General features: G+C 47.4%; 11 protein-coding genes. 7 read left to right on the top strand and 4 right to left on the bottom strand.

Annotated features, from left to right (window positions below; all coding sequences use genetic code 11):
• The first annotated feature begins 69 nt into the window (after positions 1-69).
• On the top strand, positions 70-801 hold the full coding sequence (locus CLV25_RS15255; RefSeq protein WP_243649646.1) for a GNAT family N-acetyltransferase: 732 nt from the start codon (positions 70-72) through the stop codon (positions 799-801).
• Between the two features lie 87 nt (positions 802-888).
• Here the strand turns inward: CLV25_RS15255 and CLV25_RS15250 are convergent, their stop codons facing one another.
• Both CLV25_RS15250 and CLV25_RS15245 read right to left on the bottom strand, forming a co-directional pair.
• Entirely contained in the window at positions 889-2,520 is a 1,632-nt protein-coding gene (locus CLV25_RS15250; RefSeq protein WP_131840533.1) for a RagB/SusD family nutrient uptake outer membrane protein, read from the bottom strand.
• A gap of 11 nt (positions 2,521-2,531) precedes the next feature.
• Complete coding sequence (locus CLV25_RS15245) at positions 2,532-5,519, bottom strand: SusC/RagA family TonB-linked outer membrane protein (protein WP_243649648.1); 2,988 nt, start codon at positions 5,517-5,519, stop codon at positions 2,532-2,534.
• A 724-nt stretch (positions 5,520-6,243) separates the two neighbouring features.
• Here CLV25_RS15245 and CLV25_RS15240 point away from each other — a divergent pair.
• The 4 genes from CLV25_RS15240 to CLV25_RS15225 all read left to right on the top strand — a co-directional run bounded on the left by CLV25_RS15240 (position 6,244) and on the right by CLV25_RS15225 (position 12,417).
• On the top strand, positions 6,244-8,244 hold the full coding sequence (locus tag CLV25_RS15240) for an OPT family oligopeptide transporter (RefSeq protein ID WP_131840531.1): 2,001 nt from the start codon (positions 6,244-6,246) through the stop codon (positions 8,242-8,244).
• Positions 8,245-8,347: 103 nt separating this feature from the next.
• A complete protein-coding gene (pepT, locus tag CLV25_RS15235) occupies positions 8,348-9,574 on the top strand; it encodes a peptidase T (RefSeq protein WP_131840530.1) in 1,227 nt (408 codons plus the stop codon).
• Between the two features lie 166 nt (positions 9,575-9,740).
• Positions 9,741-10,472: a NigD1/NigD2 family lipoprotein gene (locus tag CLV25_RS15230; RefSeq protein WP_165877109.1), complete on the top strand. Its 732-nt coding sequence runs from the start codon at positions 9,741-9,743 to the stop codon at positions 10,470-10,472.
• 340 nt (positions 10,473-10,812) lie between these two features.
• Positions 10,813-12,417, top strand: a complete 1,605-nt coding sequence (locus CLV25_RS15225; protein WP_131840528.1) for a dipeptidase — start codon at positions 10,813-10,815, stop codon at positions 12,415-12,417.
• Positions 12,418-12,624: 207 nt separating this feature from the next.
• Here the strand turns inward: CLV25_RS15225 and nhaA are convergent, their stop codons facing one another.
• Complete coding sequence (gene nhaA / locus CLV25_RS15220) at positions 12,625-13,875, bottom strand: Na+/H+ antiporter NhaA (RefSeq protein WP_131840527.1); 1,251 nt, start codon at positions 13,873-13,875, stop codon at positions 12,625-12,627.
• Positions 13,876-14,224: 349 nt separating this feature from the next.
• A complete protein-coding gene (locus CLV25_RS15215; protein WP_131840526.1) occupies positions 14,225-15,190 on the bottom strand; it encodes a TIGR01212 family radical SAM protein in 966 nt (321 codons plus the stop codon).
• 229 nt (positions 15,191-15,419) lie between these two features.
• On the opposite strand from CLV25_RS15215, the gene CLV25_RS15210 reads away from it, so the two are divergent.
• Both CLV25_RS15210 and CLV25_RS15205 read left to right on the top strand, forming a co-directional pair.
• Entirely contained in the window at positions 15,420-16,625 is a 1,206-nt protein-coding gene (locus tag CLV25_RS15210; protein WP_131840525.1) for an acyloxyacyl hydrolase, read from the top strand.
• Positions 16,626-16,824: 199 nt separating this feature from the next.
• Positions 16,825-19,407, top strand: coding sequence for a beta-N-acetylhexosaminidase (locus CLV25_RS15205; protein WP_131840524.1), 2,583 nt, complete (start codon positions 16,825-16,827; stop codon positions 19,405-19,407).
• The last annotated feature ends 402 nt before the right edge of the window (positions 19,408-19,809 follow it).

Raw genomic sequence — 19,809 nt, 5'->3', positions numbered from 1 at the left:
ACTTCGGCCTAACGAATCGGCTTTAGCCTTCTTTTGGTTGCTGCAAAGATAAAAAAATGATCGTAATCCTTGGATTTAATCATAGTATCTGACGGCTATGAGGACAGATGCTACTGCGAGAATAGCAGCAGAGGTGTAAAGCAAACGACTAAAGCTGCGAATCCGGCAAAGGCTAAAAACTATGGGAGGCTAAAGCCATCCTTGGGGAAAAATCAGGATACCCCCAAAAAAAAGAATCAGAATACCATAAAAATAAACAGGATGCAAGCACTAAAGGTAAACGATGCTATAGCGCTAAGGCCGCTAGAGCTCGCTGACGCCTCCGATATCTTTGAGGCGATTGACGGCCAAAGAGGCTACCTAAGGACATGGTTGCCATTTGTGGATTTCACCCGAAAGGTGGAAGACTCGGAGCAGTACATCAAATCGGTTATCGATGCGCCCCAGGAGCACCGCGACTTGGTTTTTACCATCCGCTACGACGATCGGCTGGTAGGGTTGGTGGGCTTTAAGGATACCGATTGGCCGAATCGGAAAACGGAGATCGGCTACTGGATCTCGGAAAGGTACCAGAAAAAGGGTATTGTAACCGAATCGGTACGGAGGCTGATGAGCTACGCATTTGACAATATGGCCATGAACCGAATCCAAATAAGATGCGCAGCTGGTAATATCCGAAGCAAGCGCATCCCTCAACGGCTCGGGTTTACGCTCGAAGGCGTTGAGCGCGATGGCGAGCTGCTGGTTGGCGGCGTTTTTACAGACCTTGAGGTGTACAGCATCCTGAAAAGGGAGCGGTAGCATTGGATAAATGGGGGCACCAGCCTTCTGGTAAAAAAAAAGAGGCTGCCTTTGGGGCAACCTCTTATATCTGTTTACTAGAATATTCTAATATCCATCGTTCTGCTTAAGCTTAGGATTTTTATCCAAGGCACTTTGAGAGAATGGTAAATACCTATTCTTAGGTGCAAAAGCACGCGTTTCGACCTTACGCAACGACGCATTATCTGGAGTTGGCAAAGTAATTACAGCACGCTTGTAAGGATCTGTTTCGGCGGTGTTGATGGTACCAATCGCACGGTATAGATCGCCGTTTAGAACGGTTTCGGCAACCATTTTGCCCGAAGCATCTTTCCAACGAACGATATCGGCACGTCTTAAACCTTCGCCAGCGAACTCAATACAGCGCTCACGACGAATAAGCTCGCGAAGCTTTTCAACAGAACCGTACTTTGCCCTATCAACAGCAGGCATTCCGGCACGGGTACGAACAGCATCAAGAGCATCGTAAATTTCGGCATCAACCGCCTTATTTAGCTCGAGCTTTGCCTCCGCAATAGTCAACAGCACTTCTGCATAACGGAATACAATTGGACATGCATCGGTATTCCACATATCAGCGTATTGAGAGAATGGTGCTAGATACTTTGCGTAGGTTAGCCCCGTTTTAGAAGCATTATCAGCAGCATCGTAGAAGTTTGGATTAGACTTTCCACCAACAGTTTTGTCGAGGGTATTAAGAATATCTCCATTCCAATTCTGTCCAGGGAAAATAATTGTCATAGCCATACGAGGGTCGCGACCTGCAAATGGATGAGTAGGATCGTAAGCCGCAGATTCCTCCTTTGTAAGGCCATCGGCCATCTCGTACATGTCAACAAGGTTTTGAGTTGGAACGATTGACGACCATCCTCCGTCTCCGTTGTTGTACATTGCACCAATAATCCAGTTAGACCATGTGTTTACAACATACTGGGCAGAGTAGATAATTTCCTTCGACGATTTTCCTTCGAGGGTAAACAGCTTTGAATAGCCATTCTTTCCTTGCTCAAGGTCGTACATTTTAAGCGCTTGGATTTCGTGAGCTGCATCCAAAGCACGTTGATAGTCGCCCCAGTATAGCGCAGAACGCATCTTTATAGCCAAAGCGGTTCCTTTGGCGATTCGTCCCACCTGCGATGGTGCTGCCTTAAGATCTGGAATAAGCGCGTCTAGCTCGTCGTAAACAAGCTTCTTGACCTCAGCCTCGCTGTTGCGAGCAACCTGAGCCTCTGCAGCAGAGCTGTAATTTTTGATGATGGGTACACCACCATACCAGAAGTTCATCAAGAAGTACTGGTACGCACGAATTGCACGAACCTGTGCTATCAAATCTTTCTTATCTGCATCATTAGCAAATTTAATAGATTCAACATTTTCCAGGAAGGTATTACAACGTCTGATGGTGGTGTAGTCGTAAAAACCATGCCCTGTACTTGCCGCGCTTATTGTTCCATTTCCAATATTTCGGTACCCTTCGTGCGTGTGATAGTTAAATGAAATATCAGAGGTGCAATCCCAGTAGAACACATCATCGCCATTAATCCAACCGCTATAACAGCCTATAGCAGCATCCTTGGCATCCTTTTCAGTTTTCCAGAAGGTAGCAGGAGAGAGAGCATCACTAGGAACCGTATCCATAAACTCTGAACACGAGCTAAGCATCCCAATGCTCAGAAATATAAAGAGTAATTTTTTCATTTTGCGAGTTTTTAGAATGTTAAGTTAACACCAAGAGAGGTTGTCTTGATAAGAGGATAGTTCGATCCGCGTCCAGCAGGAGCTTCAGGATCAACATTGAAATCCAAAGAATCGAAAGTCAACAAGTTTTCGCCCGATAGGTAAACTCTAAACCTAGAGATTCCGATTTTCTTAAGCATTTGAGCAGGGATAGTGTATCCAACCTGAACATTCTTCAATCTTAGGTAGCTGGTATTTTGAATCCAGAAGGTAGAGGCAACATTGTAAGGGTTGCTTGCAGAAACACGAGCCTCTGCTACACGAGGATACGACCCGCCCTTATTAGTTGTAGACCAAGCATCAAGCCATACGGTGGAAGGATGCTGAGCATCACCAGAGAATTCTCCGAAAACCTCGTTGTTGTAGAAACGGGCAACGCCAGATGCACCTGCAAAGGTCATCGAAAGATCAATACCCTTCCATTCTGAGTAAAGATTCAAACCAAAGATGTACTTAGGATCGGTAGAGTTTGCAATCACGCGGTCATCCGCAGTGAGCTTACCATCGCCATTAGCATCCTTATATCGAAGGTCGCCGGCCTTAAACTTCTTTCCAAATGGGTTGCCATACTTAGCAGTAAAGGCATCCGCCTCTTCCTGCGATTGGAACAAGCCATTAGACTCGTACACATAGTATGAGTTTAGTGCATTTCCGATTTGCTTAATCGAGTTGCCCTCAATCATTCGGGTAACACCACCTAGATCAAGAATTTCGTTCTTGTTGTACGAAATGTTTCCATTTGCAGAAAAGGTAACATCCCCCCACTTGTCTTGATAGCTAGCAGAAATTTCTATACCACGGTTTTGCATTGCCCCAACATTGGCCTGGTAAGCACCTAAGCCAAAGGTTTCGGGAACTGGAACGCTCATGATAATTCCGGTAGTTTTACGATCGTAGTAGTCAATGCTTAGGTTGATCTTGTTGTACAGCCCTGCATCAACACCAAAACCGTATGTACGAGCCTCTTCCCATGAAATTTCGGAGTTCTTAAATGAAGTTTGTGCAATACCTGTTGCAAGTGCTCCATCGAAAGGATAGTTTTCTCCAATCGAATAAGTTGTCTGCCAAGGGTAGTAATCACCAAGTGCGTCTTGGTTACCAAGCTTACCCCATGATGCACGGAACTTAAGATTTGAAAGAGTTCCTCGTAGGCTTTCCATAAAAGATTCCTCAGAAATACGCCATCCTGCAGACAATGAAGGGAAGTATCCCCAACGGTTATCTGGGCTAAAGCGAGAAGATCCATCGGCACGGAAATTTGCCTCAAACAGATATTTTCCCTTAAAGTCGTAGTTTAAACGACCGAAGTACGACATCATAGAAAGTTCGCGGGTATATCCTGAATTCTTCATGGTAGATTCAGCACCAGCATTCATATCGGTCAAAACATTGTTAGGGAAGTTCGAACGATATGCAGTCTTTTCTTTGTAGTCATACTTTTCCGCATGGTAACCCAACATAACCTTAACGCCGTGCGATCCAAATGTCTTGTCGTAGTTTGCAAGTCCATCAAAACTTGAACGATTCCAAGCATAGGTGGCCTCGGTTAAGCTATTTGGACCATGATACTTATTTGGATTATACTGAATATCCTTTACAAACATTACATAATCCTGATTGTTGCTCACATACGATCCAGTTGCAGAAAGCTTAAGGCCATCAATCACCTTGTAGTCTAAGCCAACCATTCCTGTAAAGTTTTGGTTGTATCTATCCACAGACTGACCAGAATCGAGCCATGCAATAGGGTTACCATCACCAATAGTGCCATAGGTACCGTCTGCACGCTTGTTTACAATCCAAGGTGCAATAAGGTTTAGCTGACGAATAATCTGATCGGAGCTACCAGGAGCATAAGTGCTATTCGCATCCTTATAGTCATTCTTGATGTAAGCAAGATTCATTTTTGCAGAGAACTTGTCGTTCAGCTTAATGTCAACGTTGCTACGTCCGTTAAACTGCTCACGCCCAGAGTTTGGAAGAATACCTGTCTGGTTCAAATATCCAGCAGAAACCATATACTTTGCATTTTCGCTACCGCCGGTAACGCTTGCATTATGGTTTTGTTGAAATCCTGTCCTATAAGCTAGATCATACCAATCGGTATTTGGGTAGTTTGGATCGGATCCATCGCGGAACTTTTGAATTTCAGCATCAGTAAATCTCGCCGCCTTACCTTCTGCGATTCGAGCTTGATTGTATAGAGTCGCATAATCAGCTGAACTTAACCTATCAATCATTGTGGTAGGGGTTTGCCAACCAACATAACCATTGTAAGTTGTTACAGGCTTACCTTCTTTACCTCTCTTGGTAGTAATTAAGATAACACCATTAGATGCTTTTGAACCGTAAATTGCCGCAGATGCAGCATCCTTTAGAACAGAGATTGATTCAATATCGTTTGGATCTAGCTGATTCATCGAACCAGACTCCACTCCATCAATTAAAATGTAAGGATTTGCATTGTTGAGCGTTCCAACTCCACGAACACGGATTGTTCCAGCATCTTGTCCAGGGCGACCTTGTCCTGAAGTGATAGTAACACCAGGCATCATACCTTGCATAGCCTGAGAAACATTGGAAATAGGCCTATCTTGAAGGGTCTTACCCTTAAGTTGGGCAACAGAACCTGTAAGATTAACCTTAGTTTGTTGTCCATAACCTACTACAACGACCTCTTCAATGCTCTGAGTCGATGGTTCTAGTGAAACCTGTAGACTTTTTTGTCCCTTCAAAGGAACCTCTACAGTTTGATAACCAACAAACGAAAAAATAACAACAGAATTAGCGTTGGGAGCCTTAATGGTAAAATTACCATCAATGTCGGAAGCGGTTCCGGTAGTTGTTCCCTTTACTTGAATTGAGACTCCAGGAATTGGATCACCATTTTTTGCATCCTTTACCTTCCCGGTTACGGTGATTTGCTGAGCGACAGCGGTGAGGTTTAGCAGTAAAAACATCGCCAAAGTCAGCAGACAATACGGTACAGCAAGCCCTTTAGGCTTTACATTCACCTTTTTTCTACTCATGGTTAACTTTTTTTATAAGACTAATAGATTCAAAACTTGCCATCATCAAATCGACAACCGAAAATCACCTCGATTATGATTTTAACGACTGACAAAATTGATTTAGTAATTTTAATAAAAACACCCGATTACAAATAAGCCTTAATTGTATTAACACAAAATAATTTCAGAACAGCCATTTACTAAATCAAACAAAACATACAATCCTGTATTTAAAGACTATAACAATACAACATGTCGTTGCATTACAGCATACAATTCTACACAAGCCACTTAATTTTAACACAACAATAAGACTGGTAGGGTTCCGTTTTCGAAAGCATTAACGCTTGTTTTGACATTTTTTCAAACAGTAAAAGTATTCGAAGTTGCAACACTTAGACAAATACTGCATCTATCAACAATAGCCTTACAATGCCTATTCTACCAGAGAACCTACAACTTACAATAATTGTTCACTTTACCCCGTCTTACTTTTCATGATTTAGAAAACCACAACCGCACAAAACAACTAAAACCAGCATACTACAATCTTAGCATGCTCTTCCCTAAAGCTCCAATACAAAGCTAAAATCAGCAAAAAAAAAGCAAAACTATAATGGCTAGCTAAGCAGGAAATCCCTATATTGCCGCATCATTCGAAAAACTTAACACTATGCATAGCAATCCAGAAGAAAAACCGATTGGTTTGCCTGAGAACGCATATCGCGATCTCAAGGAAGGAGAGGCATATGAGCCGATCTTGTCGCCTAAGAAAACGTATCCCGAAGTAACCACCTACTCGTTACTTATCGGTTTAGTTATGGCCGTTATCTTTTCGGCAGCAGCAGCCTACCTAGGCCTAAAAGTTGGGCAGGTATTTGAGGCCGCCATTCCTATTGCCATTATTGCGGTTGGTCTCTCAACCGTTACCGGCCGTAAGAACTCGTTGGGCGAGAACGTCATCATCCAGTCGATTGGCGCCAGCTCGGGCGTAATTGTTGCAGGGGCCATCTTTACGCTACCTGCGCTTTACATCCTTCAGGCAAAGTACCCACAGCTGTCGGTGCACTTTTTTCAGGTGTTCCTTTCGTCGCTGTTTGGGGGTGTTCTTGGAATTCTATTCCTGATTCCCTTCCGTAAGTTCTTTGTGTCAGACCAGCACGGCAAGTATCCTTTCCCAGAGGCAACCGCAACAACCGAGGTGCTGGTGTCGGGTGCAAAAGGTGGCAATCAGGCCAAGGTTCTTGTTCTTGCCGGCTTAGTTGGAGGTCTTTACGACTTTATAGTGGCAACCTTTGGCGCATGGAGCGAGGTGGTAACCACCCGCATTATCCCTGCTGGTGCCGAGCTGGCCGATAAGGCAAAGATGGTATTTAAGGTGAACGTTGGCTCGGCGCTTCTTGGTCTTGGCTACATCATCGGACTTAAGTATGCCGCCATTATCTGCGCCGGATCGTTTGTAGCCTGGTTCGTGCTTATTCCTATGATCTCGTACTTTGCCGATGGGCAAACCATTGCCGTTGGAGCCAACGTCGTGAAGCTTCTTGGACAAATGACTCCAGAAGAGATCTTCCGCGCATACGTTCGCAATATCGGTATTGGCGGCATTGCCATGGCCGGTATCATTGGGATAATTCGTTCATCGGGCATCATCAAAAATGCCATTGGACTTGCCGCAAAGGAACTTGGTGGAAAGCATGCTGTAGATAAAAACGTTGCCCGCACCCAGCGCGATCTATCAATGAAGTTTATTGCACTTGGGACCATAGTTGGGGCAATCCTCATATTCATATTCTTCCAGTTTGGCGTGGTACATAACCTAACCTATGCACTGGTTGGCTTAGCCATCGTAATGGTTATCGCATTCCTATTTACCACCGTTGCGGCTAACGCCATTGCCATTGTGGGCACCAACCCTGTATCGGGTATGACCCTTATGACCCTTATCATCTCATCCGGCATTCTTGTTTCGGTTGGATTAAAGGGAACCGAGGGAATGGCTGCTGCGCTGGTTATTGGCGGTGTAGTTTGTACGGCGCTATCGATGGCAGGGGGCTTTATCACCGACCTAAAGATCGGATACTGGATTGGAACGACTCCCCGCAAGCAGGAGACCTTTAAGTTCCTCGGAACGCTAGTTTCGGCAGCAACCGTTGGCGGCGTGATTATGGTTCTTAATAAGACCTACGGATTCTCGGGCGAAGGTGCGCTTGTTGCCCCACAGGCTAACGCAATGGCAGCAGTAATCGAGCCTATGATGTCGGGTCAGCCAGCACCATGGATTCTTTACGGAGCAGGCGCTATGCTAGCGCTTATCCTAACCATGATTGGTGTTCCTGCACTGGCATTTGCCTTGGGTATGTTTATCCCGCTCGAATTAAATACCCCATTGCTAATTGGTGGTATTGTTGCCCATATCGTAGCAACCCGTTCGAAAAATTCAAGCGTGAATAAGGCTCGCAAGGAACGTGGAACCCTTATTGCATCGGGCTTTATTGCCGGTGGTGCGCTTATGGGCGTTGTTAGTGCTATCATCCGATTCCTTGGTGCCAACCTAACCTTTACCGAATGGGCCGAAAGTAACGGAGCACAAATCCTTGCAGTTGTAATGTACGCCGCTATTATCGGCTACTTTATTTGGGATTCGCTGCGCGCTAAGCCCGAAGAGGAGTAACATTTATTAAAATATTACGTCGATTTGGTGCAACAGATTTAGGTTACCTAGATGCCTGTTTATCAGATTGACGTTTTATCCTTAATACTAAAACAACCAGATAATGTCAGAAAATATCTTAGACAAATTTTTGAGGTACGTTGCGGTAGATACCGAAGCAGACCCCGAATCGAAATCATACCCCAGCACAGAAAAGCAACGCGTGTTGGGATACATGCTCGAAGACGAGCTTAAGACTATTGGCCTTTCCAATGTTGATGTAGACGAGCACGGCTACGTTACCGCAACGCTTCCATCAAACACCGACAAGAAGGTGCCTACCATCTTCTTCATGGCGCACATGGATACCAGTCCAGACATGCCCGGAAAGGAGATTAAGCCACAGATTGTAGCCAACTACGATGGCAACGATATCATCCTAAACAAGGAAACCGGAATTACCCTAAAGGTTGCCGACTTCCCAGAGCTGAAGAATTACGTTGGTCAAACCATCATCACCACAGATGGAACCACCCTTCTTGGTGCCGACGACAAGGCCGGTATTGCCGCAATCATGTCGGCAATGGAGTACCTTGTAGAGCATCCCGAGATTAAGCATGGCGATATCCGCGTGGCCTTCTCGCACGACGAGGAGATTGGATGTGGTGTAGACTACTTCAACGTAGAAAAGTTTAACGCCGACTTTGGCTATACCATAGATGGCGGAGCCATTGGCGAGCTGGAGTTCGAGAACTTCAATGCAGCTGGTGCTACCGTAAAGATTCAGGGATGCAACATCCACCCCGGATACGCCAAGGATAAGATGCTAAACGCCATCCTAATCGGACAGGAGTTTAACGCTATGCTTCCGGTAAACCAACGCCCAGAGTACACTACCGGATACGAAGGCTTCTTCCACATCACCAAGTTCGAGGGAACCGTCGAGCATGCCACCTTCCAGTACATCGTCCGCGACCACGACAGAACCAAGTTTGAGGCAAAGAAGATAGAGATGCAGCGCATCGCCGAATTCATGAACCAGCGCTATGGAGCAGGAACCGTTACCGTAGAGCTAAAGGATCAGTACTACAACATGCGCGAAAAGGTAGAACCTCACTACCATATCGTGGAGAATGCGATAAAGGCAATGGAGATGGCCGATGTGAAACCTCACGTAATGCCAATCCGCGGTGGTACCGATGGTGCTCGCCTATCGTTCATGGGGCTACCCTGCCCCAACATCTTTGCAGGCGGGCACAACTTCCACGGAAAATTTGAGTACGTTCCTCTAGAATCTATTGTAAAAGCAAAAGAAGTTATTGTTAATATTGCGTCGCTTTACGCACAGTAAGCAATAATGGAATGCTAGAACCATACTTGGGGCAGGTTATAATAACCTGCCCCTTTTTTATTGTCGTATTAGAATCATTAGCTATAAGAGCAATCCCCCTCCCGACGTTTGCCCTGTCTTAGGCACAATTTTTGAAAGTATGTCTCTGTCCCAAATCAGAACCGATATGAAAAAGATTTTTCTACTTCTAACCATAATTGGAGCAATGTCGTTGGCAAGCTGCGATAACGACAACGAATGCTCGTTAAGCAACTACTGGGTTGAAATGGGAACCATACAGAAGGTGTCTCCCAATGCACAGCCATTCTTCATACTGTTGGATAATGGCGATAAGGTTTGGCCAGCAGTAACAAATTTCCCCACTTACAATCCAAAGGAGGGGCAGCGTATTATTGCCGGCTACTCCATTCTAACAAATGGATCAAACGACTACAACCACGACATTAAGCTATACGACGTTTACGAGGTACTAACGAAGCCGGTAGTTACGCTCACAGAAGCCAATGCCGACAGCATAGGTAACGATCCGATGATAATTACCAACGCCTGGATTGCTTCGGGCTACCTAAACATCGAGTTTCGATTCTTTGGGTACAACAAGCGCCATATGGTAAATCTGGTAAAGAGCGACTTGTTCCTAAGCACTCCCGAAGCAGCCAACCTTCAATTCCGCCAGAATGCCTACAACGACGAAGCGCGATACCAGATGTCAGGAATCGTATCGTTCAACATTGCATCGTTGCAGGTAGAGGGTGCAACCAATCGAAAGATCATGCTTACCTATAGCGACCCAAACGGTGAAAGTAGAACTATAGAGCTTAAGTATGACTGGTCAGGGGCTAGCCCAACAACCAGCCCAATTACCTCCAGCAAAAAAGATTACTCCGCGGTTAAATAACCGCATCCAACCATATCCCAAGTCAAAAAAAGCACCCTGAGAAGGATGCTTTTTTTATTTTTATTTGTTGGTGCTTCATGTAAAGGCTGCTGCTAAATGTGCATGACATGCCATCTGAGATTCCCATTCCCTGCTCCCTTATCCAAAGAGAACAAGTTCTTCTATACGTTTGTAAAACCTTTAATCCCGCTAAGCAATGCTCCACTTCCGATTAAATACAGAATAGCGTTCTCTTCCCACATCTTTCTGCCCAAAAACATCGCTTTCCTTTTTCGAATGTTGCGGATTATGGCTAGCATTGCACCGCTAACCGCACTTACACGTAACCTATAGCATCACGATGAAAAGATCATTTAAGGGAATAGTACTTTTATCGCTGGGAATACTAACCGGAATAGGCGCTTTCGCGCAGCCCGACGACCCCTACTTTGGGGAAACCTGCACCAGCATCTTAGTAGGCAAAAAGGCCTCGGCCGACAAGTCGGTAATCACCAGCCACACCTGCGATGGCAGCTACCGCACCTGGCTCAACGTTGTGCCTGCCGCAACCTACCCCGACACCGCTAAGCACCTTGTGTATAAGGGTAGCCTAAAAACCGAGAGCGTAACCGACAATAATGGGCTTACCCTGGCTGGCTCCATACCACAAGTCAATCAAACCTTTGCCTACCTCAACACCGCCTACCCCTGCCTCAACGAGAAGCAGCTGGCCATTGGTGAAACTACTATCGTTGGCCGCAAGGAGCTGGTAAACGAAAAGGGGATGTTCAACATAGAGGAGCTCCAACGCATAGCCCTTCAGCGATGCACCTCGGCCCGTCAAGCCATTAAACTAATTGGGGAGTTGGTTAAGCAGTACGGATATGGAGATTGGGGCGAGTGCATCACCATTGCCGATAAAAATGAGGTTTGGCAATTCGAAATATTTGGCGAAGGTCCCGATCGCATCGGTGGCGTTTGGGCCGCCCAGCGTATCCCCGACGATCACGTGGGCATTTCGGCGAACATTGCCCGCATTGGCGAGATCGACCTAAGCAACCCAAACTACTTTATGGCATCCGACAACGTACAGGAAGTAGCGCTGCGCCTTAAGCTTTGGGATGGCACCACCCCCTTTAAGTTTTGGAAAGCGTATAGCCAAGCGAAAAAGAACTTTACCATACGCGATTTCTTCGTTCTAAGCAGCTTTGCGCCATCGCTCAACCTCAAGTTCGATGCCGACGAAATCCCCTTCTCCGTTAAGCCCGAGAAAAAGGTATCAGTACAGGATGTATTTGCCCTATACCGCACCACCTACGAGGGAACCTTTTACGACATGACCAAAAACCTTAAGGTGGTAAAGACCACCTACAAGAAGGACGGATCGGTAGAAAAGGTGGACACCGTACTCTACGAGGGCGCCAACCCCTGGATGGGACGAGACGAAGCCGCCATTTACAACGCGCTTAAACCTGGTTCGGTAGAGTTTCAACGCACCGTTTCGGTGGCCTGGTGCTCCTACTCCGAGGTTATCCAGCTCCGCGATTGGCTTCCCGACGAAGTTGGCGGCGTAGCTTGGTTCTCGTTCGACAACCCTGGACAAAGCCCCCGCCTGCCCATCTACTCGGGCAACCTGTCGCTACCCGACAGCTACAGCATCTGTGGGCAGCATCGCTACCGCGAAGATGCCGCAATTTGGAGCTTCCGTAAGGCCAACAAGCTGGCCACCGTAAAGTGGCAAAAGACCCGCAAGACTATAGAAACCGAAGTTGCCGCTCTCGAAGCCAAGGCGCTCGCCGAACAGCCAGCCCTTGAGGAGCAGGTAAAGGATTTGGTAAAGAAGGGAAAGAACAAGGAGGCCCGCGAGCTGGTTACCCGCTACTCCAACGACTTTTCCAGAAGCGCCATGCAGCGCTGGACCGAGCTCGAGCGTAGCTTCTGGGGCCTATTCGGCAGAGGATTCTAAGCCCAAACCTTATTCTGAAAATACTAAAGAGCAGCACCTAGTTACAGGTGCTGCTCTCTTTTTTATATCGGATAGTCCTTTGCAAAATGTAGGCGTATCAAGCTAAGATATATCTTTACTGATTGGCTTATAGAAGCACGTTATGCTTACTATCAGTACTGTTTTTTCTAGAACAGGACTCTATACAACCTGTAGCTTAATTGCACCCTATCGTTCTGAGTAGACCTCCTTCTTTAGAATTCTAGAATCCTTGGTCTTCTCGGGCATGGCATAGGAGCTACGCTCTAAAGAGGAACTAATAGCTTCTGTATCCTCTTCGGGCTGAACCGTCCTAAACATGCGGCTAAGCGCAACGTAGCCAAGCACACCCGCTCCCAACGACGACAGAAGGATGGCCAGCTTGGCATTGTTAACAATTGCAGCATCCTCGAAGGCCAACAGCGTAATAAAAATTGACATGGTGAAACCAATACCACCAAGCAAGCCTACCCCAAATATCGACTTCCACGTCAAATCACCGGGGAGCTTCGACCAACCCAGCTTCACCACCGCTAGCGTTAGCACAAATATCCCAAGAGGTTTTCCTACGATAAGCCCCAGCGCAATACCCAAGCTGTAGCTTTGCGATAGCGTCTCAACAATATTAGACTCTAGCACAATGGCGGTGTTGGCCAGCGCAAATACGGGCAGCACCAAAAAGGCAACAGGCTTATGTAGTATATGCTGAAGAACGTACGAAGGCGACTCCTTTCCTCCGCTACCAAACGGTATGGCAAACGCCAGCAGAACCCCAGTTATGGTAGCATGAACGCCCGAGTGCAGCATAAAGTACCACATGCCCACGCCTCCAACAATATAGGGAATAAGATTTTTCACCTTCAGCCGATTTAGCACGATAAGCCCGGCAAATATTCCGAGCGAAGTCAGCAGATTTGCCCACACCAGCGTTTTTGCATAGAAGAATGCTATAACCAGAATAGCACCGAGATCGTCGATAACAGCAAGGGCTGTAAGGAATACCTTTAGCGAGGTTGGAATCCTTCGACCAAGCAACGATAGCACCCCAAGGGCAAAAGCAATATCCGTAGCCATAGGAATTCCAGCGCCATCTTGCCCTAGCGTTCCATGGTTGAGCATCAGAAAAAGCCCTGCAGGCACTAGCATTCCGCCAATCGCCGCAAAAATGGGCAGCATGGCATCCTTTATATCCGAAAGTTCACCCTTATAGATTTCCCTCTCGAGCTCCAGCCCGATAAGCAAAAAGAAAATGGCCATTAACCCATCGTTAATCCAGTGCCCAATGGAATGCCCAGCAACGGAGGTTTCCCAGAAATTGGTGTAGCCACTACCCCAACTAGTATTAGCGATAATCAACGAGATGGCGGTACAGCCTATAAGCATCATACCACCAACCTTTTCACTATTAAAAAACTCCTTAAACAGTACCGTTGCCTTCATGTAACCTCCTCTTATGATTTCTGCTGATTGGGTTCTTTGCTCTCAAGATCAAATCCAAAATACCTACGGGGAGCTGCTATCTCCTCAATTTCTGATTTCGGATGCCCCCGTTTAGGAAATGCCACAAATATAACTGATTGTGTAAATCCCAAAATACCCCAACAACGAATAGATGGCCTAGATGTTCGCAGTATAGCAATCGTTAACGCTAGAAAACAGATGACCAATCTTGCTACTGCGGCTTATAGTGGAGCTCCTGCGGTTTATTGCCAAGCGTTGGATAATTATAGTCGAGCAACTGCATCCCTCAACCTTGCAGTTGCAACAAGCTACCTACCCCCTTAGGCGACTACCTTTCGGAAGCCCCAAACAATCGTCCCTGCCAGGTATCTAGTTCGGCCAAGCGCTTGTCGAGCATCGAAACCAGCTGCTCATTACGTACCAGTCCCCATCCCGGACCTGCCTGATAGCGCGGAGGAACCTCGCCGGCAAAGCGCTCTACTACAAAGCTGGGGTTTAAGTGCTCCAGAAATTCAACAAAGAAGTCGATATATTCCTGTAGGCCAAAGAAACGGAACTGCTTGGGGTTCTGCTCGTACTCCTTAGCCATGTGCGTACCCTTAAAGATCTGCAGTTGGTGAAACTTTATGGTATTCAGCGGCAGCTTCGATAGTATCTCGGACTGTGCAAGCATTCGCGCGCGCGTTTCGCCCGGAAAACCGAACATCATATGCGCCCCTACCTTGATGTGTCTCTTAGCGGTTTGCTCGATAGCCCAAACAGCCTGCTCGTAGGTATGGCCACGGTTAACCCGCTCGAGGGTATCGTTGTAGCAGCTCTCTATGCCGTACTCTATGGTTACGTACTTCTTCTCCGATAGCTCGGCAAAGAAGTCGAGTTTCTCCTCGTCCACACAGTCGGGACGAGTTCCCACCACGATACCCACCACCTCGGGTAGATCCAGCGCTTGGCTGTAGATCTCCTTTAGCCGTTCGAGTGGCGCATAGGTGTTGGAGTAGGCCTGAAAGTAGGCAAGGTAGCGGCTAGCCTTCTGGTAGCGCTTTACATGAAACTCTATTCCCTCCTCCAGCTGCTGGCGAATGCTCTTCTCGGGCGAGCAGTACGAAGGATTAAAGGCGTCGTTCAGGCAAAAGGTGCACCCGCCACGGGCAACCTTGCCGTCGCGGTTCGGACAGGTGAATCCGGCATCGATGGTAAGCTTCTGCACGCGTTCGCCAAAAAGGTTTTTAAAGTATCTCGAGTAGGAGTTGAATCTACGGCTATCGCCCCAAGGAAATATCTGTTGTTGGCTCATTTCAGAATTATAACGAGGGGACAAATTTAGAAATAGTTTGCATCGCCACATCGCTTCGCCACTGATTATCTGACATATTAACATCCTCATAAATAAACGGGGGGGGCATTATAGCACGAAATGCAAAAAAAATAGCGACCAAAAAGAAGTAAATCAGCTAAAAATCAGCTATAATTAGGACAGGAAACACAACCTCGCCCGGATAGCCTTACAAACCATTCTGCACCAGATGAAGCGCAACGTTGTAATGTTAACCATTCTGATCTTGATGCTTTCCGCCACCCAAACAGCGGAAGCCCAAACGTCCGATAGCACACAAACGCTTCGATGGGCCCCATTTGCAGCGTCCGTTGGTGCAGGTGCCGGGCATGTATTCCGACCAAGATCTGTAGAAAAGTACAACATAAGCTTTCCTGCGTACCAAAGCACCTCGGCCAGCCTCCTGTTTTCGGCCAATCGTAGCACGCTCATCGATGCTCTTTACGGGAAACCCTACTTTGGTGTTGGAGCCTACAAGCCCTACTACCACATGCAGGAGCTACTTGGCGATCCCTACTCCCTTTACCTCATCTATGGACTAAGCATACTCCAGCTTAGCCACGATCTCTCGTTTAGCACCGAAGCAAAGCTAGGCGCCTCGGTTGGCTGGAATCCATACAACTCTACCACAAACCAGGCGAATAGAATAATTGGAGCAAAGAACAACTACCACGCCAGCATCGATTTCTTCTTTAAGTATAGGATCAACCGTTACCTACAAGCTAGGTTTGGCGCCACCTACGCCCACTTTTCCGATGGAGCATACCGCCTACCCAACGCAGGGCTAAATACCGTTGGAGGATTTACCGATCTTCTCGTGTCGTTTAACGAGCGCCCCAAAGTAGGAAAGAGCTACCTATCGGTAACCAAAGCCAAGCCTCATATCGAATACGATTTGGGAATAACCTGCTCCTCGCGCCAAATCCTTGGGCAGGTGGAAAACACCAACTCCACCGTTATACTAAACCACTCGTTTAAGGCAATGGACCTCTACCTTTATGCAATGTACGTGGGAAGCCACTACCTACGTATAGGCACAGGGCTTCATCTTGTTTACGACGAAAGCAGCAACGTCACCGCTACCCGCACGCTCAACGAATCCGCAGGAGAGTTTGTTAACAGCTACGAGCCATCGGCATCTCGCGAAAGATTTGCTGCCGGAATCTTTGGCAAAGCCGAACTTCCCATGGGATACATAAATGCGCTTGCAGCCATTGGCTACATCTTTACTCCCGACTCCAGCAACAGCTTTATCCGCACCAACCTTGGACTAAAGTCGTATGTCTACAAAGGGATAAACGCCACCTTTGGCATACAGTTTACTCCCCAAAACGAAGCCAACTGCGTTTTCTTCGGACTAGGGTACACCTTTGGGTACCACTCGCTATTCCGGTAGCATCAGCTTTTGAATATTCGTAATCACCCAACCTGTAGGGAGAATAGCCGTTTAGCGCAATAGCGTTAACGCTATCCTAGGACCAAGGGCGAGCAGCTGCGTTTTCTTCAATCATAACTTTCAACTTTCCGGCTTGGGCATAGTTTGTTGAACCACATTTGCTAAATTGCCGGCTAATCTGACACCATTTGGTAACATCATGAATAAAATCGAAAGGAATCATTCTTCCTTCCTAAAACGATGGGGCATTACTGCAGGCGCTTGTGCCATAATGCTTCTTGCCGGAGGAGGGATTGTAAAGGCTCAACCTCAGAAAGCACTTATTCCCCTGCCAGTATCGGCAGCTTACGGAACCGAATCGTTTACCATAAACGAAAAAACTACCATCTTCTGCACAAAAGAGGTAAAGGAGGAAGCGAAAAAGCTGCAAAAGATGCTTAAACCCGCAACAGGCTACTCGCTAAAGCTAACCTCAAAGGATAAGGGCAACAGCATTCGCCTTAGTATCAACAAGGGGATTGGACTTCCCGCCGAAGGTTACCAGCTTCACGCCGATAGCAAGGGAATATCCATCACCGGAGCCGATGCTGCCGGGCTATACTGGGGCTGCCAAACGCTTCGCCAGCTGCTTCCCGCTCAGATTTATCAAAACTCCAAGCAAAACAACATAGTATGGAGCGTTGATCAAGCCGACATCAAGGATTATCCCCGTTTTGGATGGCGAGGAATGATGCTCGACTGCTCGCGCCAGTTCTTTAGCGCTGATTTTGTAAAGCAGTACATCGACTGGCTGTCGGCGCACAAGATCAACATCTTCCATTGGCACCTTACCGACGATCAGGGTTGGAGAATCGAGATCAAAAAGTACCCGTTGCTTACCCAAAAGGGCGCATGGCGTGGCCCGAACGAGGTGCTGCAGCCTTCATTTGGCTCGGGAGATAACCGCTATGGCGGCTACTATACCCAAAAGGAGATCAAGGAGATTGTTCGCTACGCAGCCGAACGCCACGTTAACATACTTCCTGAGGTTGATATCCCCGGTCACAGCCGCGCCGTTACCGCCTCGTACCCCGAAACGCTCTGCCAATCGGGCGATACTAGCCGTAGCGTGCAGGGCGAAAAGCAAAATGTTTGGTGTGCCGGACGCGAGGAGAACTTTAAGATGCTCGACGATATCTTTGGTGAGGTGGCAAAGCTATTCCCATTTGCGTATATCCACATTGGCGGCGACGAGGTTAACAAAAACTACTGGAGCAGCTGCCAAAGAGATCAACAATTGATGAAGGAGATGGGCATGACCTCGGTTGATCAAATTCAGAACTACTTCATCAAGCGCGTCCAAACCATCATCACCCAAAAAGGAAAGAAGATGCTGGGCTGGAATGAGATTTTGGAGGGCGGAAAGCTCGATAGCGAAACCGGAGTGATGGCTTGGACGGGTGTTGATGCCGGAATCGAAGCCGCACAAAAGGGGCATCCTGTGATAATGCTCCCCGGATCGTACTGCTACTTCGATATGTCGCAAGCACGTGGCGAACGCGGACACTGGTGGGCAGGCATTGTTAGCCTCGAAAGGGTTTACTCCTTCGACCCGCTCAACAACCAGCAGCTATCAGCCGAAGAAAACAGCCGCATCTTTGGCGTTCAGGCAGCCCTTTGGTCGGAATACCTCGACCGCCCTGCCCGTTACGTAGAGTACCAGTCGTACCCACGTATCTGCGCCATTGCCGAAGTGGGTTGGACACCACAAGCGCAGCGCCAATGGGCCGATTTCAACCAGCGCGTTACCAGCAACCACTTCCATCGATTGGCAAACATGGATATCAAGTTCCGTGTTCCAACCGCCACGGCCACCTTTAGCAAGGGCGAGGTAACCATTGCAGAACCCTACACAGGTGCTACGATTCGCTACACTACCGATGCCAGCGAACCAACCAGCACTTCGACGCTATACGCTCAACCATTTAAATGCCCAAGTCCCGAATTGCTTCGCACAAAGGTTTACTTCAACGATACCCTATCGAGCAATACCGTTGCAGGAGCCGAACCTCAACCATTTGCATCGTGGGATGCATCGACCATAGGCACCGAGTGGAAGACCGTAGAGTACCCTCTTACCGATGTGCTCTACAGCAACGGCTACTGGCAGCTGGAGCTTCGTCCAACAAAGGGAACAAAAGCAGTAGAGGTACGCAATGCTGCCATCGTCCGCAACAGCGAAATCGTGGCCATCGACGAGCATCTAGCCACTGCAGGAGGGAAAAACGGACGACCTTACTACCACTTTGCCATCGACAATTTTAGCAGCCAAGATACCTACAAGCTAAGGATGGAGGTACATGCAAAGGATAGCATCGACAGCTACGGTAGCCTAATCCTCCGCAAAAGCGAATATACAGAGCCTAAGGTCAGCGTAACCACCAACCTCAAGGTTAACGAGAGCAAAAGTCCGCTTACCAACCTTACCGATTGGAACAGAAGCACCACCTTCACCTCGGTTGAAGCCCCCAAAGATGGCGATTACATTACCTTCGAGCTCAAAGAGCCTATTTTTATTAGCAGGCTGGAGGTGCGCACGGGTATTCCACAAACCTCGCGCTATAGCCTCAACAATGGTGCACTCGAAATCTCGGAAAACGGAACCGACTTTACCAACGTTTCGGGCTTTACCTACGGAACCGGTAGCGCCACCATCGGAAAAAAGGTGAAGAGCATCCGCATTCGTGTTATTGGCAAGCACCTAGACTCATTCCTAACCGTACAGGATTTGATGTTGTGGTAGCGGATCTATTCTCTATCCCAAAATAATGCAGAAAGCAGCCTTCAAGGGCTGCTTTCTTGCTATGATGGATTATAGATATCAAGCTAACTCAGGTTTTCGACGCATAGCCGTCGAACTGAGCGGATGCATAGAGCCATGCTTTTGAAAGGAAAGCATATATATCAAGCACTAGTGCATGATTGAAACTGCTTATCCCCTCCACGGGAGGGGTAGGGGTGGGTTAAGAACGCTAAGTAGAGAGAAAATATTGATTTTAACGAGCAAACCCACCCCCTACCCCCTCCAAAGGAGGGGATAAACTGCCATGATTATGCCTTAAAGCATCTCTTAAGCTCATAATTGCCGTCTGCTTTAGCTGACGGAACTTAATGGCTAAATAAAATGAGGGGCTTTAGCCCCCAT

The sequence above is a fragment of the Acetobacteroides hydrogenigenes genome, from assembly GCF_004340205.1.
In the GTDB taxonomy this organism is placed as follows: domain Bacteria; phylum Bacteroidota; class Bacteroidia; order Bacteroidales; family ZOR0009; genus Acetobacteroides; species Acetobacteroides hydrogenigenes.
The sequence above is the reverse complement of the archived record's forward strand: the minus strand, read 5'-3'. Positions and strand labels throughout refer to the sequence as shown.